The following is a 25,701-nucleotide window of genomic DNA, read 5'->3' on the forward strand; positions in this document are numbered from 1 at the left end:
AATCTTTCATAATTTTTTAATTTCTAGAAATACTATATTAGGAGGTGATTTTTATGAAGAAAAAAATGTTAATACCAGTTATTATGTCTTTATTTATACTTTCACAGTGTATAACTTTATTTGCTTTTACACCCGAAAATAACAAGTTTAAGGTTAAACCATTACCTTATGCTTATGATGCACTTGAGCCACATATAGATAAAGAAACTATGATTTTACATCATGATAAACATTATCAGGCTTATGTTGATAAGTTAAATGCAGCTCTTGAAAAATATCCTGAGCTTTATAATTATTCTTTATGTGAATTATTACAAAACTTAGATTCTTTGCCTAAAGACATTGCTACAACAGTAAGAAATAATGCAGGTGGTGCTTACAATCATAAATTCTTTTTTGATATAATGACTCCTGAGAAAACTATACCTTCTGAATCTTTAAAAGCAGCTATTGACAGAGATTTTGGTTCTTTTGAAAAATTCAAAGAAGAATTCCAAAAAGCAGCTTTAGATGTTTTTGGTTCTGGTTGGGCTTGGCTGGTAGCCACTAAAGATGGTAAATTGTCCATTATAACTACTCCAAACCAAGATAGCCCTGTAAGTAAAAACTTGACTCCTATCATAGGTCTTGATGTTTGGGAACATGCTTACTATTTAAAATATCAAAACAGAAGAAATGAATATATTAACAACTGGTTTAATGTAGTTAATTGGAATGGAGCTTTAGAAAATTACAAAAATTTAAAATCTCAAGAGTAATTAAATATTAAAATCCTTTTGAAAAAAACTTATGTTTGCTATATAATATAATAAAAGATAGTCTAAATTTACCAATATTGTGTTTATAGTGACGATTCAGGAGGATTTTTATATGATAAAAGAAACACATGAAAGGGGAGGATATATATTAGCGCTTTTGATACTCCCCTTTATAAATAATATATATTTAGTCAAATACGATACTACATATAAAATAGTATTAATTATAATCTATATCTATTTTGCATATTTAGGTTCATTGTTTCCAGATATAGATATGAGAGGTTCTTACATAAGTAAAAAATTCATATTAATTTACAAATTATTTGGAAGTAGGTTTAGACACAGAGGGTTTACCCATAGTCTTCTTGCATTATTACTCATTAGTAGTTTTTTTAAGTCTCTAACAATCTTTACTAACAACAATATAGTTTTTTCATGTCTGTCTAGTGGATTTATAATAGGATATTTTTCTCACATGTGTCTTGACCTTATTACCAAAGAAGGTATCGAATTGTTTTTTCCCATTACTATAAACATTTCCTTACTCCCTATAAAAACTAGTTCAAAAACAGAAAAATTCATATCTAAACTTTTAAATTTCATAGTTATTTTTTTAATCGGATATCAATTTTACATTTTATTTTAATGTATTTTTATAGCTACATATTTATAAATTAATTAAATAAATTAAAAAAATTGTCTTAAAAGAATACTTTTAAATTTAATTTTTATTTAAGTCTAATTCTTTTAAGACAATTTTAATTTTTTGACAAGTTAAATTCTTTTGTTATCTCTATCATTATCGTGTTTTTTATGATGAAATTCATAGTTATGATTTTCAAGGTTTTTATTAACTTTACTTCCAATCTTCCATGATAAAAATACTAATAGTATAAATGATGCTATCTTTAGTGGACTTGTTATAAATCCTTCTATATCACTTGCCACATAACTTATTACTATAAACATTACAAATTTTCCTGCCAACATTGCTGGAACAAAATCTTTTATATCTTTTTTACAAAAAGCTGATGCAACAGTAACTAAACACCCAGGCATAAATGGACAAGCATATGCTATAAATAGCAGTTTAAATCCCTGTTTGTCCATCCAACTTATTGCTCTTTCAGTTTTACTATTTCTCAACTTATTAAAAAGTCTACTATCAGTAAATCTACTTATTAATAAAAATAATGAGGTTGTCCCAAGCCCTGAGCCAATCCATGATAGCAAACACCCAAGTAATAACCCTTGTATAGCAGCATTTGCTGTAACTATCGCCACAAGTGGTAAGGCTGGTATAAAGCTTTCTATAAATGCACTTAATAAACCAATTATTGTGGCTAACACCCAATAGTTTTGAGTTAAATCAAGTAATTCTTGTATATACTGCATATTGCTTTTCCCCTTTTTTAACTTTAACTATTATTATATACTCTATATTGCTATTACATACCAATTTCAAAAAGGAATCTAATATTCAAAAGTAAATAATTTATGTAAATTTACAGTTAAGGTATCTTTATTTTATTATATATTATAACAAAAAAGTCTTAAAATATGAATCTATCATATTTCAAGACTTTTTCTTTTTATCTAGATATATTTAAACTATAGTATATCTGACTTCATAACATCTTCAAAATCCCCTTTTTCAGATATTAATCTTATCAATTTAACAGTGCAACTTAAATCATTTATAAGTATAGCTCCTACTAATGAACCATCTTTCATAAATAATTTTTTATATACTCTTTTACCTTCATCTTTTGATGAAATTTCTTTATCAAAATCTTGTATATTACCAATACTAAATACTTTAACATTCATAGCATCTAATGAAACTGGATATACATCACTTTCAAATTTCAAACTATCTCCACTTGCATTTGCTCCTGCTATTTTTCCCATTTCTACTGAAGATGGCCATATTGCTAGACTAGTGTTTCCTACTTGTGCAACATCTCCACAAGCGTATATATCTTTAACATTTGTCTGTAATGTATTATCTACAACAATACCTCTATCAATTTTTACAGATGTATCTTGAACCATCTGAGTATTTGCTCTCACTCCAATTGAAAAGACTACCATATCACAGTCAACACTATTGCCATCTTTAAATACAACTTTTTGGGCCCTTCCATTGCCATCAATACCATCAACTGCCACACCTAATCTTACATCTATGCCTGTATCTCTTACACATTGCTCTAGTATTTTACTGCCTTCTTTATCAAGTTGTTTTGATAATATACCATCCATTGCTTCAACCACTACTACTTCTAAGCCTTTTAATTTAAATTCCCATGCTGCTTCAAGACCTAATAGTCCTCCACCAATTACTACAACTTTCTTAGACTTTTCTAATGCTTCTTTTACATTATATAAGTCTTTTATATTTCTAAGTGTAAATACATTTTCTAAATCATGACCTTTAATTGGTGGTATGAAGTTTCTACTTCCTGTGGCTATTACAAGCTTATCAAATTTAATAGCTCCATCATTTACTACAATAGTTTTATTTGCTTCATCTAATTTATCTACATTTGTTCCTAATATTACTACTATGTTGTTTTCGTCATACCAAGCTTTATCTTCCATATAGAAATCAGAATTAAGTTCTTCATTTATACCATCAGAAAGTGCAGGTCTATAGTAAGTTAACTCTTCCTCATTAGAAATCATAGTTATCTTACAAGTCTTATTTCTTTTTCTTATAGCATCTGCTGCATAGAAACCAGCTGCACCATTTCCTACTATAACAAAATATTCGTCAGTATCTTTTCTAAAAGTAACCTCATCTTCTTCAACTTCTATAAATTGGTCCTCTTTGGCTCCACATACAGGGCATATACTAGGAGCACTATCTCCTTCAAATACTTCATTACAAATTACACATTTAAACTTTTTAGTCTTCTTTTTACTTCCAAAAGTAGAGTTTAACTTATCTAAGAATTTTCCTGTATAAGCATATAATTTGTCAACTTCTTCCCCTGATGGTTTAAAATTAACAGCAAATGGTTTCACTGTTGTCATTCTAAGCTGATTGATTCTCTCCATAGCATTTTCTATACCTTCTCCACTCCATCCATATGAACCAAATACTGATGCAACTTTTCCACCATGAAGAACTGGATTTAAAGATACTAATATATCCCATATAGGTTTTAATGCATCCCCTAATATTGTTGGTGTTCCAAATAATACACCTTGCGATACTGCTATTTTATCTAGAATTTCTTCTTGCTTATGCTCTATTACATCAAATAAATTTACTTTATAATTGCTATTTTTTTCAATATATGATTTTATAGCCTCTGCCATGATTTTTGTATATCCATGTGCAGAAACATAACAAATTGTAACTTCTTTTTCTAATTTTACTTGTTCATTTACACTCCATTTATAATAAAGGTCTATAATTTTTCTAGGATTTTCAGTCAATACTGGTCCATGACCTGGGCACACTGTGTCTATATCTAAATCTTTTATCTTTTCTATAGCAGTTACCATAGATGGTTTAAATGGCCCCATTATACAATCATAATAATATCTTAAGGCATCTAAGTAATCCTTTTCTTCATCTTCATTAAGAGTGTTTACTATCTTGTCATTACTATAATGACTTCCAAATGAATCACATGTTACAAGAGTTTTATCTTCTTTTATATATGTGTATATAGTATCTGGCCAATGAAGCATAGGTACAGAGAAGAATTCTAAAGTCTTATCGCCTATTGATAGCACATCTCCATCTGCAACTGCAATATATTCAAAGTCTTTGTTTACGATTTCCTTTAGATACTTAATAGCAGTTTCTGAAGCTACTACTTTTGCATTTTTTGCTAAATCTAATAGCTTTTCAACGCTTCCTGCATGGTCTGGTTCAGTATGACTTACCACAATATAGTCAATTTTTTCAAAGTCTATATTTAAATCATTTAATCTTTCAATATATTTCTCAAAATGTTTATCTTTAACTGTTTCAAATAAAACTGTTTTTTCTGTGCCTTTTAAGACATATGAATTATAAGTTGTTCCATAAGGTGTATACATAATTATGTCAAATACTCTTAAATCAGGGTCAAGTGAACCTACCCAATATAAATTTTCTTTTATTTTCAATGATTTTAATGACATACCGTACTCCTCCTAAAATAGTTATTTAACCTTTTTATACCCTATTTGTTATATTTTAAACAAATTTTATTCAAAAAAGAATTTATTTTAAAAGCAACTTGAAACTCTTAATCTTCTTTTTCTACCTCCAGTATAGTTCCTTTTTTAGAATCTACCTTTATGTCATATTCATTTTTATCTTTATCTATTCTTATTTTATAAAAAGTAACATCTAAATCTTTATCTAAACTCCATTCTTTTACTATTCCATCTTGTTCTTTCAATGCAATTTCCATAGCTTTTTGAGGTGTTATTATATCATTTAAATCTAATTTTTCTTTTCTAGCTTTACCATTTAAATCTTCTGAATCCAATTTTTCAGTTTTATCTTGCAATACATCCTTTGTATTAGCATCTATTTTCATCTTATACTCATTATTATCATCTACACCTTCAACAGTATAAACATATTTATTTAAATCGCTTTCAAGACTTAAATCTACTATATCAGCATCCTTATATTTGTCTTTAAACATATTTATTGCATCTGTATAAGGTACTTTGAAGTCTTGTTCCATTAAACTTTCATCAATTTTGCCATCTTTTAAATCACTATTTGAAGCATTTGCTTCTTTTTTTGTATTGCTATTTTGAGGTGCTTGTCCTGAATTTGAATTTCCACTACATGCAGTTAATAAACCTGCAATAAGTATACTTGCTACTAATAAATATAATTTTTTACACATAAAAATCCTCCTTAAATAATAATTAATTTATTCTATATTATGCCCTTTAAACCCTTCATTTACCCTTTTATATTGCATATTTTCCTTACTTTATTTTAATTATTTTCAAAGCTTTATAATCAAAAGCTAAAAATCTATTTTAATATTACTTATATGAAAATTAACCTAAATAATAAGATATGAGTACAAATTTTTAAATTTCTAATATAATACCTGTTTATAAATCATAATTATTCTTAAAAATAGAAATGTTGAGATAAACTGAGATGAAATTGGATGATACACAAATATCCAAAGTTATACAACTTCTTATTATTTTAAAATACTGAGATAAGATGATTTTCTGTCTATCATAAAATAATATTTAACTATACGTGTATCGCTCAAAGATGAAATATTTTTAAAATCTATATAATATAATTTATTATACCAGAATTTTAAAATTTAAATCTATAAAATAGTAAAAATTATCATTAATTAAATATGAAAATAAAAAATCTACATAAAATAAAAACAACTAAAAGAGATGCTTTAAATAGCATCCCCTTTATATAATTAAAAACTTAAATTTTATTTAGTTCCCTAACTGTTAAATCCATTTTAGGATAAGGTATTGTAATTCCTTCTTCATCAAATCTAATTTTAACATCTTCTAATAAATCAAGGTAAATTGTCCAATAGTCTTCTGTCTTACACCAAGCCCTAATTGCAAATTTAATGGCATTATCTCCATGTTCTACTACTCCTATAAATGGTTCTGGTTCATTTATTATTAATTTATGTCTATTTACAATTTCTTTTAAGACTCTTCTAACATGTAATATATCATCTTCATATCCTACACTAAAAACTAAATCAACCCTTCTAGTATTTTTTGCAGAATAATTTATCAGACTATCATTTGATACAGAGCCATTTGGTATAAGTATCTGCTTATTATCTGGAGTAGCTAATTGAGTATAAAAAAGTCCTATTTGCTCAACTGTTCCTCCATGACCTGCTGCTTCTATGTAATCTCCTACTTTAAAAGGTCTAATCAAAAGTATAATAAATCCTCCAGCAAAATTTGATAAACTACCTTGCAGCGCTAAACCTATCGCTACCCCTGCTGAAGCTATTACAGCAGCAAAACTAGATAAACTCATCCCCCAGTATTCAAGAACAACTATTATAACAGCAACTTTAAGTACACTTAAAAGAAGAGATTTCAAAAACCTTCTTAAAGTTAAATCGACATCTCTTTTGCCAAGAACTGTCATGACATGGTTTACAATTTTTTTTATTATTTTAAATCCAATTGAAAGTATGAGTAAACCTATTATAAGTTTTACTCCACTTGTAGTTGCCCATTCCAAAAGGCTTTCCATCAAACCACCCATGTCCATTTTATTAATATCTAGATTATTTAAATCTAACTTACTTATATCATCTATTTTTGTTGTATCCATAGAAAAAACTCCTTACTTTATATTTTAGAACCAATATTATAGTTTAAAGTTCTTATTTTTCTATTTAATATGATACAATATCATTTAATCATAGTAAACAAGATTTATATTCCAGTTAGCTCTTTTTTCTAAATCCAAACCTTCTATTATTTGTAGAACTTTATGCTAAGCCACTATGAAAATGCTATTGAGTTTTAAAATCATCATTTTTTACACCAATATGAGATGCTATTATAGTTATAATACTTAATACTATAAATACAATAAATCCTCTTTTATATCCATCAACTGTATTATAGAAATTTATTTGTAAAGATATAGCTATGATTAAATTAATAATACCACTTCCTATAAATTCAAAGGTATTAATAACACTAGTTGCCAATCCAGAATAAATCTCTTTATTTTTATATTTAGCATCATTAAATACTTGTAAATGTGACATGACTATACACCCCATTATAAAAAATGCTACTGGTAAAAACATTATTGGTGGTTTTACTTTAAAAACAATTACAATTATTATCCATATAAATAAGTCTATCATTGCACCATATTTTATTATGTTAAACTTGCTAGACTTTATTTTTGCAAACACAAAATCCATGATTATTGAACCAAATATAAATCCATATGTAAAAAATGATACTATAAACGCAGAAAAACTCTTACTAACTCCATAAACATCCATTATGTATCTTACTCCCCAAAGACTTGTAAATGCACTTGTTAAACCTACAAAAGAAAACATTATTATTGAATTATACCATGTTGACTTATTAATTATAACGGACTTAATCCCTTCAATAATACTAATTTTTTCTGATTCTTCATAAATATCAACATTTACATTAAATCCATATTCTCTTGGTGTATCTCTAACAATAATATACATACAACATCCAATTAAAATACCTATTATACCTATTAATAAAAATGAATTTCTCCAACCAATAAATTCGGACAAAAATACTAGCGGAAAAGTAGCAAGAACTCCTCCCACATTTCCAACAAATGAGAACTTAGCTGTTGCAGAAGCAAACTCCGATTTATCAAACCATCTACCTTGAATTTTTAAGATACAGAGTAGTATTACTGATGTTCCTGCTCCTACAACTATACGAGAAAGATATGCTAATTCTATATTTTGTATTAATCCAAATAGTATCGAACCTATACTAGCTGTTATTATTCCAATACTACTAATCTTTCTTGCTCCATATTTATCAATTAATATACCTGCTGGTATTTGCATAAGTGCATATGAGTAAAGGCAAAATGATGCTATATTTGATATTTGTATAGAATTAAACCCTAACTCTTTTGCTAAATTATCTGAGACAACAGCAGTTGACATCCTTAAAAATAAGACTAAAATAAATGAAAATGTAATTATGCCCCAAACACTCCATTTAGTCTTTGTATAACTTTTCATATTTTCTCCCTCAAATCTATGTAATTTTAACTTTTATTACTCTGTTTGTAGACTTTCTATTTACAGTATGTGTTTATAAGAATTTTGTAATTATTTATCAAAATTTTTAATATGCATTTCTATTATACAATACACATACACATTTAACCATATATAAGAATTTATTCCTGTTTATATAATACTTAATTAATTCTTAAAGTAAACAAGAGCCATCTTTTAAAGTAACTCTAAAAGATGGCTCTTTATAAAAATATCTATTCTAAATTTAAATTTCTATCTAGTATATATTTTGTAGCAATAAATAATATTACTAAAATTATAATACTACCAAGTATAGCAAACATAAAATGAGAACTTTGATATAAATGATAAATCATGTTAGTATTTTCTCCTGGTAAAAATCTTTCAATTGTACTACCAACAGTTGATATTATCATATTTATAATTATAAAAGAAACAAATGCAGATACATTTCTATGTTTATTAAACTTTGGTAATTGCCCCATTGAAATTGCTGTATATAGCAATAAAATAAATGAAGTATATGAAATAAGCATTGTTAATAATAGCAAGAACATATCTAAAAAATTTTCAAACCCCAATCTGAAAACATTATTAAAAAAATCTAAAATCTCAGCAAATGCAATTCCAGAAGCACTAAAAAACATTAGTACTGCAAATGTACCTACTGCAACTATAAAACTAAGTACCGCATATATAAGTGCTGTTATACATTTGGATAATATAAGTGAACTAGTACTAACAGGAAGAGTAAACATTAAATAGCCTTCATCTCCCAAAAGATTTTTTCTAAATCTTTGAATTGTAACTACAATAGTTAAAACACCCAGTGCCATAAAAAGACTTGTAAGTACAAGTATTCCTATTCCTTGTATTTGGAATATATCAATCTTCATAAATATTCCATTTAATATAGCCACTACTATTATAGCTATATATAATGGTATAAACGTTCTTCCACTTGCCTTTAACTCATATTTTAATAGTTTTCCTAACATTTGAATTCCTCCCTAAATAATGCATCTATAGATTTACCTTTTTCCTCTCTTATTGATTCAACATCTCCTTGTAGTACTATCTCACCTTTAGATATAAATATTACTTCATCACATATATTTTCTATCTCACTTATTAAATGAGTTGCAATCAGCAAAGTACTATCCTCATAATAGTTTTTTAGTATAGTCTTAAGTATATATGACCTTGCAGCTGGGTCAACACCTCCAATAGGCTCATCTAAAATATATATATTTGCTTTTCTTGACATAACTAGAATAAGTTGTACTTTTTCTTTAGTTCCTTTAGACATTGTTTTTAATTTTTCATCTACATCAATATCTAAACTCTTAATCATTTCATTTGCCCTTCTAACATCAAAATCACTATAAAAATCATAGAAAAATTTAAGTAAATCTGATACTTTCATCCAGTCGTTTAAATAAGTTCTTTCTGGTAGGTATGATACTATTTTCTTTGTTTCTATAGATGGCTTCATTCCATTTATCATAATTTCACCATCATCAGGTTGTAATAATCCATTCATCAATTTAATCATTGTACTTTTACCACTTCCATTAGGACCTAACAAGCCAACTATTTTTCCTTTTGGTATATTCAACTCAACATTCTTTAAAACCTTTTTAGTTCCATAGCTTTTATTTACACCTTTAAATTCAACTATGTCATTTTGAGAAACATCATTTATATTTTTATCCATTTTATAATTCTCCTTTCAAATTTTCTGTTATAAGTTTTAACATTTCATCTTCGTCATATCCAAGTTTTACTAAAGTCTCTTTTAATGTATTTATTTCAACATTGGCTATTTCCTCTTTCATAGCTTTTATTTTTTCCTTATCATCTGTTACAAATCTTCCTTTTGTTCTTTGGCTATAAACCAATCCTTGTCTTTCCAGTTCTGTTAAAGCTTTTTGCATCGTATTTGGATTAACTTCAGCATCCTCAGCAAGTGCTCTTACTGTTTCTAATTTAGAACCTATTTTTATTTCCCCTGAAACTATTTTTAACTTTAGATGTTCTACTAATTGTATATATATAGGTTTGTTATTATCAAGTTCCCATTCCATATTCATGCCTCCTCATTGTGTTATTATATTATTGTATTAATAACCTAATACAATAATATAATAATACAGCTCATATGTCAACTATTTTTAAATAAAATTATGAATATCTACAAGCTTTTTCATTTAAAGATAGTTTTTATAAAAAATAGCATTTTAAAACCTACTATTAAACCTCAAAATCTTCAAGTCTAAATAGGTATAATACAAGAAATTTCCTTAATCACTATGTTTTTTGATATTTCATTTGGTATTTATTTTTCTCTTGTCTGACTTAGAGATTTACATTCAAGGCTACCAAATTTTATATGAATCTATAAGAATATATGAAGTGAAAAAATAGAATTGTATTTTCAGGTTTCAGTAGCCTTTATTATAATTATGTTCACATGCTATTACTTTTTTATCCTTTTAGCAAATTTTTCCTTAGCAAAATCGTATGACTCTTGTATCATTACTTTTAATTCTTTAAATGTTTTTTCTGAAGGATTTAAGACACACACCCATCCCATCCATGCATAAACAGGATGAGGCATAATTGTATCCAGTTTTGTAAAATCAAAGTCCATTTTCACAATTTGCCCAGCATCTGGTCGTTTTGGGATATTATCAAACCTTTTAATAAATGTTTCCTTTTTCAAGCATACATTTACACGATAAACATTACTTCGGTTTAGTGATGAACTTTTGTCATTTTCACCATCTTTTTCTTTGATAGTAAGAACATATACTCCTTTCTTTAAAATACCATTAGGATTATAAAATATCCCTCTTTCCCCCCAATTTTCTGTTAAAACAACATCATCTAAATTTGATACACAGTAATTGAATATATCGTCAGCTTTCATATTAAATATCCATCCTTTCTATAATATTTATATTGCTTTCAACACGATAATATCCTATCATATAATAGTGACAATAATTGTCACTATTGTAAAAAAAGGAGTAGAAAAATGTCAAAGGCTGAGCGCTTAATTGAATTGATGATAACTATAAATGCAAAAAGAAATTTTACTCTAAGAGAATTGGCTGAAGAATTTTGTGTATCAAAACGAACAATACTTAGAGATTTACAAGCTTTAGAAAGCATGGGATTCCCTCTATATTCAAAAACAGGAGCAACAGGTGGTTATCATATGTTAAAAGAACGTATACTACCACCAATTACCTTTTCAGAAAGTGAAGCAAAAGCAATATTTTTTGCCTATCAATCGTTAGCTTTTTATCGTGATTTGCCATTTGAACAAGAGAGAGTCTCTGTATTAAAAAAGTTTTTAAATTGTCTACCAGCAGATGTACAACATAATATTACTCAAATACAAAATAAAATTGTATTCTGGACACCAGATAGACATTGCTCTTCTCCCTTGCTAAAAGAACTATTTAACATAATTACAAATAATTCTGCTCTTACAGTTCAATATTCATCAAATAAAAACCAAAGTATCAGAACTATTATACCTGTTGGTTTATATGCAATGAATGGTCTTTGGTACTGTCCAGCGTATTGCTTAAAGTCAAAATCTATCCGTGAATTTCGTGTAGACAGAATTGAAAAGATTGTAAGTATAGAAAATATAACAAGTTCAAAATACAGTATTCCAAATTCAATACATGAATATCTTGAAAATTTAGAAGTTGCTAAAGATTATCATATTAAAATTCAACTAACAGATATAGGAGTAAAACGCTGTGAGGCAGAATTTCTATTAGCAAAAGGATTGACTGTTTTTCCTAATGGCGGTTACATAGATATGTATATCTCAAAAACAACACTAAACTGGGTAGCTGAATATTTCTTGTCATTTGGAAAAGAGGCCACAGTACTAGAACCAATTGAGCTTAAAACATTGATAAAATCAAAAGTTCAGGAATTATACAATCATTACTGCAAAATAAACACTGGAGTGTAATGTCAATGGATGCTATCAATATATACTACATTCTAGTGTTTTGTCTAATCTATATGAGATAAGACTATATTTATATTTGTTAATGTTTACATATTTTATATAAAAATCCACATAAAAAAATGAACACTAGCTTAGAGTTCATTTTTAATATAACTTATTCATTTTTTATAAAGTAAACTGATTATTCTTTTGCTGAAGTGTATGCAATCAATTTTTCAAATTCTTCAATTGGCATTGGTTTTCCAAATAGATATCCTTGTGCCATATCACATTTGACTTCCTTCAATAGTTTAAACTGTGCTTCTGTCTCTACACCTTCAGATATTACTTTCATCCCCAATTCCTTTGCCATCTCTACAACTTTAGTAACAATTATTTTACTTCTCTTACTATTATATGTTTCCATGATAAATTTTTGGTCAAGTTTTAAAATATCCATAGGAATTTCTTTTAACATATTTAATGATGAATACCCTGAACCAAAATCATCCATAGATATTAAAAAACCTATCTCTTTTAAACTATTCATTATATCAATTAAAATATCAAAATTATCAAATATAATACTCTCAGTTAATTCAAGTTCTATATATTTTGCAGGTATATTGTACTTGTCAATTATATTTTTATAGGTTTCTATAAAATTATTACAATATAAATGTATTCTTGATACATTAACTGAAATAGTTAATGGGTTTATACCTGTGTCAATCCATTTTCTAAGTTGTATACAAACTTCTTCTAGTACATATAAATCTAAATTTATTATAAAACCATTTTTCTCAAAAAATGGTATAAACTCATTTGGAGGAATTAATCCCTTATCACGACTTTTCCATCGTACAAGTGCTTCCGAACCTTGTATTTCTCCTGTATTTAGTTCTATTTTAGGTTGCAAGTATACTATGAACTCTTTATTTTCTAAGCTTGAGAACATTGTATTTTCCATCTCTTTTTCTTTTATTTCTTGATCATGAATCTTGTTGTCATAAAATGCATATGAACTTTTATGTCCTCCCTTTGCCATTTTATGAGGTATATTAGCTCTATCTATTATTGGGTTGATATCTTTATCTTCTGGAAGTATAAAGTATATTCCACAACTTAAAACTAATTTATATTTTTCTTCCTGATTATTATTAAATAAATCCAATTCTTTAAATATAGATTCTAATCTATTTATTATATCTTCTTCTTCTCTATATTTCATGATTATTGTGAAATTATCAGCAGATATCCTTGCAAATATTTCTTCTTCAAATATATTATGTTTAATAATATTTGTTAAACTACATAAAATTTTATTTCCCACTTCATATCCAAACAAATCATTTATATACTTAAATTTATCAATATCTATATATAATAACGCATATTTCTCTTGAGTGTTTTTGCTTAATATTTTTTTAGCATCAATTACAAATTTATCCATAGTACTTGCTCCTGTAAGACCATCTGTATATACTATCTTTTGCAATTTAACTCTTAAACTTAATTTATCATATATTATATAAAAAATAAGTACTAGACATATTATCGTCATAATAAATATTATCTGCAATGCATAGTAGCTAATAAATTGTTTATTAAATAATCTGAATTCAAGGTTATTTATGGAGTTATTTTTATAAAGCTTATGTAAAGAATAGACTGGTGTTGTATATTTAACTTGTAAAATTATACAAATAAATAAAAAAACCATTAATTTTTTTTGTAATTTCCTCATAAAAATTTCCTCCCATTAAAGCACCTCTATTTGATTATAAATCACTAGCAAACAAACACATTCCAAAAGTTTCCATTTCTTGTAAAATGGATAGTTTATATTTATTTTAAAATTTGTAAAATTTTGCTATACTATATATATAGAATATGTTATAGTAGTTGTCTTTCCTATTGATTTATACATTTCATATCGGTATAATAGAAAATAAATTGGATTATTTTGGCATATAATTATTGATGAAAAGCCTATATCTTTCTATGAATTTTCTGAAAAATTTTATTTTTATATTATAATTATATTAATTTTTAATAAAAACTATCCATTTTACAAGAAATGACTACTTTTTATTAAAACACAGTATTTCCAATACATTCACCTTTAAAATTTCATTATGTTTTTCTTCTTCTATTCATTTCGACAAATCAACACTTAATTTTTATAATTAACTAAATTGAATAATATTTAATATAAATTTTTTAATATGCCTTTTTTACCTAATTTTTTAAAGTCATTTTTTAGATATAAACTCTTTATAAATTCATTTATATAATTAAAATATTATATAAATGAATTTATAAAGAGTTTATATAATGAATAAATAAATAAAATAACACTAAAGTATATATAAATAAAGCAATACTTATATATTTTAGTGTTATTTATTATCTCAATATATTTAAGAAATTTATATTTAATTTTTTAAATCTTTTCTGTATAAAAGTCTCATTCCTAATATAACTAATATAAAGCTTATTACAAGAACTAAAGCAAATTTAAATATATTTAAATTTGAAAAATCAACCTCAATAAACTTATATAAGTTAGCTATATTTCCTGTTGCATAATGGCTTACTATAACCGCTACACTATTATTTAAGAAATGTAATAACATTGATACAAATATAGAGCCAGACTTATATACACTGTATGCAAATATGATTCCTAATATTGATGTTGGAATTATTCTTATAAAATCCATATGCATAATACCAAACAATACTCCACTACATATTATTGCTAACTTTACAGACTTAACTCCATTTTTGGATTTACTAAATGCAGAAAATATAAAACCTCTAAAAAATATTTCTTCACATATAGCTGGCAATAATCCTATTATCAATAAATTCAATAAAAATTTATCCTTCATAAAAAAAGATTTATTTAAACTCTCAGCCACTTCCATATTTTGAGGAAATAAAAATAAAATTAACTGAGTTATAATCATAATAATTATGTATCCTCCAACCCAAAGAACAACGCCTCCTAAGAGATGTTTTAATGTTGGAATCTTTATACTAAATACTTCTCTAAAATCAGCTTTGATATAATATGCAAATATTAGTGGTAAAGCAATTATCATAACTTGCGTCATTACAATACCTGCTGTTCCAAATTTAATTTGAACCAAAGAACCAACATAAATTAAAAGAACTAATCCTACTGCATACAAAATAATACCATCACTCACAGTTGGTATAGACCCTTTTTTTATATTGCATCTTTTCTCCAAAAAAGAAAAACTCTTACTATTTCCAAAAAGTATTTCTTCAGAATTAAACATTTTAGACAGAAGTATAATTGCCAATATTACAAAAGCTATATTTGATGTTAAAACTAGTGCTATCAGATTTAAATCACTTTTAAAAGACAATACACTTTTTATAAGTAATGATATGTTTACCACAGGTATTACAGCTGTTACTCTATCCAATACTATATTGGGTATCATAGAAACATAAGATGGTATCATAATAACCAACATAAGAGGAGTTATATAGTTTTGAGCATCTTTAAAACTTTTTGCTAGTGAACATACACACATACTTATTGCTGCAACTACCATTGAAAACAGACATACACATATTAAAGTAGTAATAACTGGTAAAACTAAATCTCCATAATTAAAATTTCCAAAACCAAACTGGCTACTAAGACCACCACTAACTAAAATAAATGCCATCGTTAATCCTATAGATAAAATATTTAAAATTGCTGTTACTATTGCACTAAGGGAAACCGCCATATATTTTCCCATTACTAATTCTAAATTCGATATTGGGAGTGTAAATAAAGTTTCTAGTGTACCTCTTTCCTTTTCTCCAGCCATAACATCTATTGCTGGATATATTGAACCAAGCAAAACTCCTATTATTAATATAAATGGTAATATCTGACCTAAAAAGTAACCTGCTACTTCTTCTGTTTTTGCAATATCTATAGTATTGTATGTTATAGGTTCCAATGTACTCTGTACATCTAATCCTTTTTCAGCTAAAGTATTTTCTACAGTAAGTCTCTTGTATTTATCTAAAACAGTTTCAATTCTTTTTACAGAGTTAGAAGAATTTTCCTGAGATGAATTCATATATATTTTATAACTTGTAGCTGATTGCTTTTCTTCTATTTTTATGTAGGCATCAATTTTATTTTCTTCTAAAGACTTCTTATAATTATCAACACTTAATATTTTTATCTTGCCTTTATCATTTGTAGTATCTTTATTGTTCCCAGTGTCTTCCTCTAAATTATTCTCCTTTTCAATCATTGATACAAGCACTTTATTGGGTGTACTATCAAAAGCTATATTAATATCTTTACTATTCATACTATTTGCGGACATATTCATTACCTGAATCATCAACAACATAAGCAAAGGATATAAAAGAAGTGGTATAACAATCATCATAAATAAAGTCTTTTTGTCTCTTAGTATGTCTAACATTTCTTTTTTGAATATGTATTTTACAATTTTACTTCTCATCTAAACCTCCTCCATTCTAGCAAGATTTATAAACACATCTCTCAAGTTATTTACTCCTGATTCTTCTTTTAAACTTTCTGGAGTCCCTGATGCAATTATTTTTCCATTATGAATCATTAAAATCTTATCACATAAAATTTCTGCTTCTTCCATATAATGAGTTGAATAAAGTACAGTTTTTCCTATTAACTTTTCATTTTTCATAAAGTCTATTATAGATGCACTACTCAAAACATCAAGACCTAATGTCGGCTCATCAAAAATATATACTTTTGGGGAATGTATTAAGCAACGAGCTATAGATGTTCGCTGTGTCTGACCAGTTGATAGATTTTCAATTCTGTTGTCTATAAACTCATTCATATCCATTACTTTTACAACATTTTTAATTGATTCTTCTATTTCTTCTTTTGTCATTTCATATAAACTTCCAAAAGTTGTTAAAAGTTCTCTAGGAGAAAGTCTCCCATACAGCTTTGTATTTCCAGATAGATATCCTATTTCTTTTTTTGCTGAATTTCTATCTATTGAATAATCATATCCAGAAACACTTATATTTCCTGATGTTGGTGTTAATATTCCTCCTAACATTCTAAGTAATGTTGTTTTTCCAGCACCATTTGGTCCTAATATTCCAACTATCTCACCTTCTTCAACACTAAAAGAAACATTATTTACAGCAAGAAAGTCTTCTTTTTTAGTTTTAATCTTCTTTAATTTTTTTATCGAACTTTTACTTTTATCATCTTTTACAACCCTTGTAAAAGATTTACATAACTTATCTACCTCTATCATTTACCAACTTGCTCCTTTCTTATTTATAGATATATTTATATAAATATAACATATAAACCTTTTTTATATACTGTTTTTTATTTTAAAATATATTATTTATAAAAACACATATATTTACATGACAAATTATTACTTTTTATTCTTTTATAATATATATATTAACTAATGGATATAAAATAACATATGAATTTTTAAAGTATTAATAAATATTATCAATAAAAAAAAGTGTCTCTAATCTTTTAAACATTCTTTCAGACACTTTTTTCTAATTTCTCTTTTATTTTATTATCTAACTTTTTTGCCAAGTTTAAATACTGATAAAACATCTGACATTACATCTATATTATCTATAGGATTTCCATTTACCACTATCACATCTGCTTTCTTTCCTTTTTCTAGAGTTCCATAATTTTTATCAATTCTTAAAAGTTCAGATGCAGTTTTTGTAGCTGCTACTATTACATCCATGTTATCCATACCATAATCTGACATTAATTTCATTTCATAATACGTCTTTCCATGTTCATTATAAGAAGTTCCTGCGTCAGAACCAACTGCAATTTTAATTCCTTTTTTATACGCTTTTAAGAATGATTCCTTATGAGGAATAGCAACAATTTCGCACTTTCTAAGAGTAGCCTCAGTTATTCCACTTTCTTTTCCTGCATTTAAAATAAAATATGGTGCAGCAACTGTTGGAACTAGATATGTTCCTTTTTCAAGCATCAAATCAATTATTTCATCATCTAAATAAACACCATGCTCTATAGAAGTAATACCTGCAAGAACTGCATTTTTTATACCAGTTCTTCCTTGTGCATGTGTAGCAGTTATTTTACCTGCTTTTATAGCTTCATCTACAGCAGCCTTCATTTCCTCTAAAGTCAACTGTGGTGAACCTGGCTCAACACCATCAGTTGTTACACCTCCAGTAGCCATTATCTTTACACAATCTACTCCATTTTTTAAAACTGTTCTAGCTGATTTTCTACATTCATCTACTCCATCACTTTCAATACCAAAATAGTATCCATGTCCTCCTGTCATACATATAACTGGACCTGAAGTAACTATACCAGGACCATCTATAGATCCTTTGTCTATAAGATTTTTAAGTTGTACATCCACATATTTCGGACAACCTAGACTTCTAATATATGTTACTCCTGAATCTAAATATGCATCAAGTTGTTTTATTGTATTTACTACAAGCTCTACATCAGATACATTCTCATAATAAACTTTTGGATTTCCTACTGGTTCCATTGTCAAATGCACATGACAATTCATAATTCCTGGCATAACAGTTTTATCTAGGTAATCATACACCTCATATCCACTTAAATCTTCTCTTATATCTTCAATTTCAAGTATAGTATCTCCATCAATAATTATACCTTTATTCTCCATAATACTATTTCCTGTTCCATCAATTAAATTTCCTGCTTTTATATACTTTTTACTCATTTTTAAATTATCCCCCTCTTCAAGTATAATGTATTATTTATTTATTATTTTTAATATTCTAATAATTAATTCTACCACTATATTACTATCATTTCAAATTTAAGTGAATTAAATATCGGATTAAACTAGAATATATTATAATATTAGAATATTTATAATATGTAAAAGATATTAATCAAATTGCTTTTATATCAATGCTAAAATAAGACAAGATAATCAAAATGTATATAATTATCTTGTTTTATTTTTATCTATTCATTTTTATATTTTACATGAAAAAATATCTAAATTTAAAGTTATTTGATTAATACTATTATTTAATTTGCTACAAAGAATAACTTATCTTGTAAACTTACATCTCCATTTATCAATTCAGCTTCATATACTGTTTTTTTAAGATTCATATCAAATACTTGAAATTTTATTGGCTTGGTTCCAACTATATCAGAAGTAACTCCACTTCCTTTTTTCTCTCCTGAAATAGTTTCCTTTACACTTGAAATAGAGTATATTTTATCGTCTAATAACTTAACTTTCCTAACACCAGATAGTGCTTCATCATAATCTACTTTTAAATTAAGCTTTTCATAATCTTCTAGTTTAATTTCATTAGAATCAACACTATAAACAAGATTAATTATAAAACGACTCTTATCTGTAACTATAATATTTAGTTTGTTATCTTTAACGATATAGTCTAACTTTGTTTTACTCAATAAGCCCATTTCCCCTTGGTCAGCATTTTTTTCTTTATTTAAATTATCCATAAACTTGTTACTTTTATCGAAAGAATTCTCTTCTATATCATACACAATGAAATCTGAATAATTATCATGCCCTTCAATGTCACCATTTATCTCTTTGTTGTTTAACCTCTCTAAATAAAGTTTACTTCCAATAGAAAATTTAATCTCATTAATATTTTGTTGGTATTTACTTTGTGAGTCTAAATTAAATCTATTTAATAATTTATAGGATTTATTTTTTATATCTACCTTTAATATACAAATATTATTGACTGTAACACCTGAAACATTTGTTTCACTAATCACCATATATAAATTTCCTCTATATATTTTGTTAAAAATAGTTTGCCAACTATTTTCTTTAAAATCAGATTTTTTTAAATCAATATCAAAATTTTCTTCTAAGCCACTTTTCAAATTTTTATTTGAAACTTTTATATAATCATTTAAATTGTTTCTTTCCTGTACTGAATTAGACTTAGTAGAAGTATATGCTACCCCTATATTCAAATCATCTTTATATATAAATTCGATTCCTTTACCATCAATAAAATCGCTGTATTTCTTATCAATATGCAAATAATCATTTCCAATTTTAGTTTTAGGATTTATATCATTTCTTGTCCCATTTTTACTTATGGTTACTTCTTCATAAGTATATCTACTTATATTTGGTGTATATACTAAACTAACTCTTCCTATATCCTTTAGATTACCATTTAAAGTTCTTATAGATAATTTATTTTTACTAAGACAACTCAATATCAAAGTCATAATAATCATTGATAAACATACTGTTATAAAACATATTGTATATTTTCCTAATTTCTTTTCTCTCATATATACACCTCCTAAAAGTCAATTTTATTATTTAAAAGTTTATTAGACATAAAACTACATACAAATATGCTCACACTTGAATATACTACAGTAAATACATTACTATATTCATAAGGTATAATAAACTCTACAAGAATTATAAATATTAGAATTTCTATAACTAAAAATAGAAAACTCATTAAAGCTCTCATCTTATACACAGATTTATTTATAAGAATTGATGTGAATACTACACATATAACTCCTATTAGTAAAAATACATATTCTACTAATAAGTTCTCAAAGCTGTATGGAAGTAAAATATTTAATTTATATATTGTTTCTTGTACAAAATTATAGTTTGCAATACTACCAAGCATATAATTAGGTAGTATTTTACTTGCAATAAATAAAGTTATTGTAAATAATATAGTGTAGCTATACACTAGAAACAATACATTTAATAATTTAGATATATAAATATTAATTTTATTCTTAGGAAGCATCACAAGTGTATATATGGATTTGCTTTTCATGTCAAAATCTCTATACCAAATAAAAAAAGCATAACAAATACACACAAATATCCCAAATAAAAAACATGATTGTATAGAACCCATTATGTTTCCAAAACTTGAAAATCCCATGACACTTGCTGTTTCTATTGTCTTTCCTACTTTTGATAACTGCTCAGTTTTTACTGCATTTTCTATTATATAGTTATAATCATTTAAATTTTTCACTAGATTTAAAAATACAATAGAACAAAAACAACTTATTATAAATATATAATTTTTTATGTTTCTTTTTAAATCAAACTCAAATAACTTCATTAAATCCCTCATCAATTCACCTACTTTATTTCAAATTCTAAACTGCTATTTGAACTATTAAACTGTAATTCTCCCTTATACACTATTTCTTTCGAATTTTTATTTATTATATATAGAATAGTCTTATTGTCCCAGGGTAGTACGGAATTTGTTTTTGATGTACATACAATGATTTTATTTGAATCAATTTCAATGTTTCTGATGCTTCTTTCTTCTTTTTCATCCAAAACATATTTATCTTCAACTAAACTGCCATCTAGTATGTTATAAGTTATTAAATTTACCTCTTTACTTTTATTGGAATTATCTCTTTCTGACATTATCATATATAATTTACTATCTTTTAGCTTTGCTTTTTCCAAAGACATTCTATTATAACTTTTTAATTCTATTATTTTCTCTTTATTCTCTTTAACATTATACTCAAGTAAATTGAGCTTAGAATCAACATCATCCCATGTATTTGCATTTATCGCTTCTATCAAAATATACATTTTATCTCCATCTTTACTAGAATAACTTACATCAATACTCTGTATGTTGTTGTATTTTTCAAAAATATACTTGCTTATATTTATACTTTTTATCGTCTCTATTTTTTTACTTTTAGTATTAATCTTTATTATATCTATAGTATTCAAATCTTCTTCATTTTTTTCTGATGACTCATTTGGAGCATAAAGCACAGACACATATAAATCTTTTTTGTATCTTTTTGATGATAGCACTTTTACATGATACTCATCGATATCTTTATCTACTTTATATTTAGTTCTTATAAAATTATCCATATCTAGTTTTTCATATTCAACTTTTCTATCACTTCCTTCTGAAATAAATACACCTTTTTCTAGGTCTTCTTTTTTCTCATCTATAACAAAATTTATCCCTTTTGAACTAGATTTAGAATCATCACTTATTTCAAAACCAACATGAGCTATTGAATCCAAACCACTAGAGACATCGATTAGGTTATTCGTGTTCTCACTCTCTTTTATTGATTTTAATAATTCTGTTTTTTTAGTTTTATTGCTTCCATTTATTATATATCTTGAATTTATATATCCATTAAAATCATATCCAAAATATATGTTTATATAACCCAATTCATCTTGGTCACCTTTTATCGTTTTTATACTTAAATTGTTTTCATTGTTCAATAGGTCTATACTAAAATATATTGCCACTGCTAAAAATATAATAAGTATAGATATTTTAGATTTTAATTTCATGTCACACCTCCTAAATAGACAATTTCTTATTTATTAAGAAATAAGAGATTCCATTTAAAATAAACATTATAACTATAAAACTTAATACATAGTTACCTAAGGAATTAAGTTGTGTTCCAACAAATCCATAATACTTTCTAAACAAACTAATTATATTTATATATACTGTTGAAAAATATAACCCTGCCAAAATTATCAAGGTAATTAAAATCACATAAAATTTACCTCTGTAAGAAAATGTGAATAATATACAACTATTCAAAAAAGAAATAGCTACAAACAGTAAAAATACATAAATTGTTATGAAATAAATAAAATCGATTGGAATACTTTTTAAATTTAAATAATATAAATCCTGAGTAAAGGACATATTAACTATTGGAACATTTCTAAAAACAAAATTAAATATGTGTTTACATATAAATAATGTTGCTATCTGACTTATCAAAAAACCATATACCATTGTTATCAAAGTGATTGACTTAGATATACAAAGTTTAAATTTATTCTGAGGTAACATCATTAAAGTATAAATACTTTGATTTTTAGAAAAGAAATCTCTTTTCCACATAAAAATATAGTATGTAAACATTCCCAATATTCCATACAGCAAAATTGTTTGGATACATCTAAGATTGCCAATGATACCTATTCCATAAAATACACCTCCAAAATCCTCTATTGCTAAGTTTATAATAAATTTAGAGTTCTTAAATTTAATAATTTCAAATAAATTTAAGCCCAATGTAATTAAAGATAAAAAAGATATATAGGCTATATAAAACCTCTTATTTCTCCTTAAATCTACATTTATTAGACATAGAAGCTTATTCATTCTTATATACCTCCCTCATTTTATCTAATATAGACTTACCTTCTCTTTCTCTCAAATCTTCTGCATTAAATGATGTTATTACTTTACCTTCATCAAGAATTATAACTTCATCAACTAGACTTTCTATTTCTACTATCTCATGAGTGGTTATAATAATAGCTTGATTTTCTTTCATATACTGTGCTATTACTCCTATAAATTCTTCTCTTTTAAACAAGTCAATCCCTGTGAATGGTTCATCAAGTAATATATAGTCTGGGTCTTGACAAAATCCAAGAATTAATTTTACTCTTGCAATATTTCCTTTAGATAAATTGTCAATTAATTCATTTTCATTCAGTTTAAATATATCCATCATTTCTTTTGATTTTTCTTTATTCCATCTTGGATAAAAAATTTCCATAAATTCAAATGACTCTTTTATTGTTGTATTACTAAAGTGAGATTCTACATCTGGAACAAATGCAAGTTTATTATATATGTTTTTATTCATTTTTTCTCCATCTATTAAAATCTCTCCACTATCAATTTTTATAAGCCCTGCTATTGCTTTTAAAATTGTTGACTTACCAACACCATTTATCCCAAGTAAAGCTGTTATTTTTCCTTTTTCAATACTAAAGCTTACATTCTTTAAAGCATCTATTTTCTTTACTTTTAGTCCTTGCATTCTTTTATATGTTTTGCTTACATTTTTAATTTCTATCATATTAGTATCCTCCATATTTAATATGCTTGTACAATTAACCTTATAAGTTAAGTGTTTATATTTGTTAAAAAACTAATATCTATCTTCTATTATCTTTAAAACTTCTTCTTTAGTAACATTTATTGCCTTCATATCTTCTATAAATACAACTAAAGATTCATTTATTAACTCTAGTTTTAAATTTTTTAATATATTTTCATCAACTGTCACGCTACTCTGATAGTTTTTAAAAGTATTTATTATATTCATATCACCCATCTCCTTATATGCTCTTTGAACAGTATTTAAATTTACTTTTAAATTAAGTGCCATTTCTCTTCTTGATGGTATTGTTTCTCCTGGTTTTAATTCTCCTGTTACTATTTGTCTCTTTATATGCTTTATTATTTGCAAATAAATTGGAGATGTATTATCTAATTCAAAATTCATACTTCCTCCTATTCTAGTGTATTAATACGATAATACACTTTTTCTAAAAAAATACACTTCTACTTTAAATTTTATTTTATATTTCGTTAAGTGTATTATACGATTAATACACTTAATTTGTAAATACTTTTTAATAAATTATTTGATTTTAATTTATTAAATCATTAAATTCAAAATTCAAATAATAAGTTTACAAAATTGAGCATCAAATGAGAGGATATATATTTTATGTTATGTTAGACTTGAAAACAAACAAGGTAAGGTTATATCATCAATGAATCAAAAATCTTATATTGTACTAATACTTAATGGGTTAATTAAACCATTATAAACATACCTAAGGAGGAAAACAAATGAATTATAAAATTGAAATTAAAAACATCGAATCAGTCACAGCAGCTACTATGAGTTACAATGGACCCATGACTGAAGCAACAAAATATTTTCCAAATGTATTTAAATCCATAAAAGGAAAATCAAATGGTGCACCATTCTTTTGTTACCATAATGTTGACCAAGAAACTGGCATAGGAAAAATGGAGTTATGTGTACCAACTTCTGAAACTCCAAATCGTATGGGTGTAACAATAAAAGAGTTTCCTAAAACAAAAGCTTTGTTTTTTACCCACATTGGTTCATATAACAATTTGCCGAAAACATATGAAATGATATTTAAATATATTCATGAAAATAATCTAACAATAAAAACTCCTTGGAGAGAAGTATTTATTAAAGGACCAGGTATGCTAATAAAAGGTAATCCAGATAAATATATTACAGAAATCATATTTCCACTTAAAGAGGAGGAATAAT

23 protein-coding genes are annotated in these 25,701 nt (G+C 26.1%); 4 read left to right on the plus strand and 19 right to left on the minus strand.

Annotation, left to right across the window (positions count from 1 at the left end):
• The first annotated feature begins 53 nt into the window (after positions 1–53).
• On the plus strand, positions 54–758 hold the full coding sequence (locus IC213_RS05910) for a superoxide dismutase (RefSeq protein WP_285894828.1): 705 nt from the start codon (positions 54–56) through the stop codon (positions 756–758).
• 112 nt (positions 759–870) lie between these two features.
• Positions 871–1,407 (plus strand): metal-dependent hydrolase, encoded by a 537-nt coding sequence (locus tag IC213_RS05915; protein ID WP_227433086.1) that lies wholly within the window; start codon positions 871–873, stop codon positions 1,405–1,407.
• 128 nt (positions 1,408–1,535) lie between these two features.
• Here IC213_RS05915 and IC213_RS05920 read toward each other — a convergent pair whose 3' ends face one another.
• From IC213_RS05920 to IC213_RS05960, 9 genes are all read right to left on the minus strand, one after another.
• On the minus strand, positions 1,536–2,156 hold the full coding sequence (locus IC213_RS05920) for a TVP38/TMEM64 family protein (RefSeq protein WP_227433084.1): 621 nt from the start codon (positions 2,154–2,156) through the stop codon (positions 1,536–1,538).
• A gap of 216 nt (positions 2,157–2,372) precedes the next feature.
• Complete coding sequence (locus IC213_RS05925) at positions 2,373–4,904, minus strand: FAD-dependent oxidoreductase (protein ID WP_227433083.1); 2,532 nt, start codon at positions 4,902–4,904, stop codon at positions 2,373–2,375.
• 107 nt (positions 4,905–5,011) lie between these two features.
• Positions 5,012–5,629: a PepSY domain-containing protein gene (locus IC213_RS05930; protein ID WP_227433082.1), complete on the minus strand. Its 618-nt coding sequence runs from the start codon at positions 5,627–5,629 to the stop codon at positions 5,012–5,014.
• A gap of 563 nt (positions 5,630–6,192) precedes the next feature.
• Entirely contained in the window at positions 6,193–7,077 is an 885-nt protein-coding gene (locus IC213_RS05935) for a mechanosensitive ion channel family protein (protein WP_227433080.1), read from the minus strand.
• Positions 7,078–7,261: 184 nt separating this feature from the next.
• A complete protein-coding gene (locus tag IC213_RS05940) occupies positions 7,262–8,512 on the minus strand; it encodes an MFS transporter (protein ID WP_227482403.1) in 1,251 nt (416 codons plus the stop codon).
• Between the two features lie 254 nt (positions 8,513–8,766).
• Positions 8,767–9,531, minus strand: coding sequence for an ABC transporter permease (locus tag IC213_RS05945; RefSeq protein ID WP_227433076.1), 765 nt, complete (start codon positions 9,529–9,531; stop codon positions 8,767–8,769).
• The gene (locus tag IC213_RS05950) at positions 9,525–10,250 is read right to left on the minus strand and encodes an ABC transporter ATP-binding protein (RefSeq protein WP_227433074.1); all 726 of its coding nucleotides are present in this window, start codon (positions 10,248–10,250) and stop codon (positions 9,525–9,527) included. Before IC213_RS05950 ends, IC213_RS05945 begins: the two co-directional genes overlap by 7 nt.
• Position 10,251: 1 nt before the next feature.
• Positions 10,252–10,620, minus strand: a complete 369-nt coding sequence (locus IC213_RS05955) for a GntR family transcriptional regulator (RefSeq protein ID WP_227433073.1) — start codon at positions 10,618–10,620, stop codon at positions 10,252–10,254.
• A 392-nt stretch (positions 10,621–11,012) separates the two neighbouring features.
• Positions 11,013–11,465, minus strand: a complete 453-nt coding sequence (locus IC213_RS05960; protein WP_227482402.1) for a DUF6194 family protein — start codon at positions 11,463–11,465, stop codon at positions 11,013–11,015.
• 108 nt (positions 11,466–11,573) lie between these two features.
• On the opposite strand from IC213_RS05960, the gene IC213_RS05965 reads away from it, so the two are divergent.
• On the plus strand, positions 11,574–12,533 hold the full coding sequence (locus tag IC213_RS05965; protein WP_227482401.1) for a helix-turn-helix transcriptional regulator: 960 nt from the start codon (positions 11,574–11,576) through the stop codon (positions 12,531–12,533).
• Positions 12,534–12,714: 181 nt separating this feature from the next.
• On the opposite strand, the gene IC213_RS05970 is transcribed toward IC213_RS05965, so the two are convergent.
• The 10 genes from IC213_RS05970 to IC213_RS06015 all read right to left on the minus strand — a co-directional run bounded on the left by IC213_RS05970 (position 12,715) and on the right by IC213_RS06015 (position 24,888).
• Positions 12,715–14,259: a bifunctional diguanylate cyclase/phosphodiesterase gene (locus tag IC213_RS05970; protein ID WP_227433063.1), complete on the minus strand. Its 1,545-nt coding sequence runs from the start codon at positions 14,257–14,259 to the stop codon at positions 12,715–12,717.
• Positions 14,260–14,950: 691 nt separating this feature from the next.
• Entirely contained in the window at positions 14,951–17,023 is a 2,073-nt protein-coding gene (locus tag IC213_RS05975) for an ABC transporter permease subunit/CPBP intramembrane protease (RefSeq protein ID WP_227433061.1), read from the minus strand.
• Positions 17,024–17,818 (minus strand): ABC transporter ATP-binding protein, encoded by a 795-nt coding sequence (locus IC213_RS05980; RefSeq protein ID WP_227433060.1) that lies wholly within the window; start codon positions 17,816–17,818, stop codon positions 17,024–17,026. It abuts the gene before it with no gap.
• Between the two features lie 285 nt (positions 17,819–18,103).
• Positions 18,104–19,285, minus strand: coding sequence for a metal-dependent hydrolase family protein (locus IC213_RS05985; protein WP_227823784.1), 1,182 nt, complete (start codon positions 19,283–19,285; stop codon positions 18,104–18,106).
• A gap of 317 nt (positions 19,286–19,602) precedes the next feature.
• Positions 19,603–20,871, minus strand: a complete 1,269-nt coding sequence (locus IC213_RS05990) for a hypothetical protein (RefSeq protein ID WP_227831098.1) — start codon at positions 20,869–20,871, stop codon at positions 19,603–19,605.
• A gap of 11 nt (positions 20,872–20,882) precedes the next feature.
• A complete protein-coding gene (locus IC213_RS05995) occupies positions 20,883–21,683 on the minus strand; it encodes a hypothetical protein (RefSeq protein ID WP_227831099.1) in 801 nt (266 codons plus the stop codon).
• A 20-nt stretch (positions 21,684–21,703) separates the two neighbouring features.
• Positions 21,704–22,915 carry a hypothetical protein gene (locus IC213_RS06000; protein WP_227862836.1) on the minus strand — a complete coding sequence of 404 codons (1,212 nt, stop codon included), beginning with the start codon at positions 22,913–22,915 and terminating at the stop codon, positions 21,704–21,706.
• 10 nt (positions 22,916–22,925) lie between these two features.
• Complete coding sequence (locus IC213_RS06005; protein WP_227862837.1) at positions 22,926–23,750, minus strand: ABC transporter permease; 825 nt, start codon at positions 23,748–23,750, stop codon at positions 22,926–22,928.
• Entirely contained in the window at positions 23,743–24,459 is a 717-nt protein-coding gene (locus IC213_RS06010) for an ABC transporter ATP-binding protein (RefSeq protein ID WP_227433054.1), read from the minus strand. The genes IC213_RS06005 and IC213_RS06010 overlap by 8 nt, the downstream gene beginning before the upstream one ends.
• A gap of 72 nt (positions 24,460–24,531) precedes the next feature.
• The gene (locus IC213_RS06015; RefSeq protein ID WP_227433053.1) at positions 24,532–24,888 is read right to left on the minus strand and encodes a GntR family transcriptional regulator; all 357 of its coding nucleotides are present in this window, start codon (positions 24,886–24,888) and stop codon (positions 24,532–24,534) included.
• A gap of 353 nt (positions 24,889–25,241) precedes the next feature.
• Between IC213_RS06015 and IC213_RS06020 the strand changes: the two genes are divergently transcribed.
• Positions 25,242–25,700 (plus strand): GyrI-like domain-containing protein, encoded by a 459-nt coding sequence (locus IC213_RS06020; protein ID WP_227482395.1) that lies wholly within the window; start codon positions 25,242–25,244, stop codon positions 25,698–25,700.
• Position 25,701 lies beyond the last annotated feature (1 nt).

The organism is Clostridioides sp. ES-S-0049-02 (genome assembly GCF_020658465.1).
Lineage (GTDB): Bacteria > Bacillota > Clostridia > Peptostreptococcales > Peptostreptococcaceae > Clostridioides.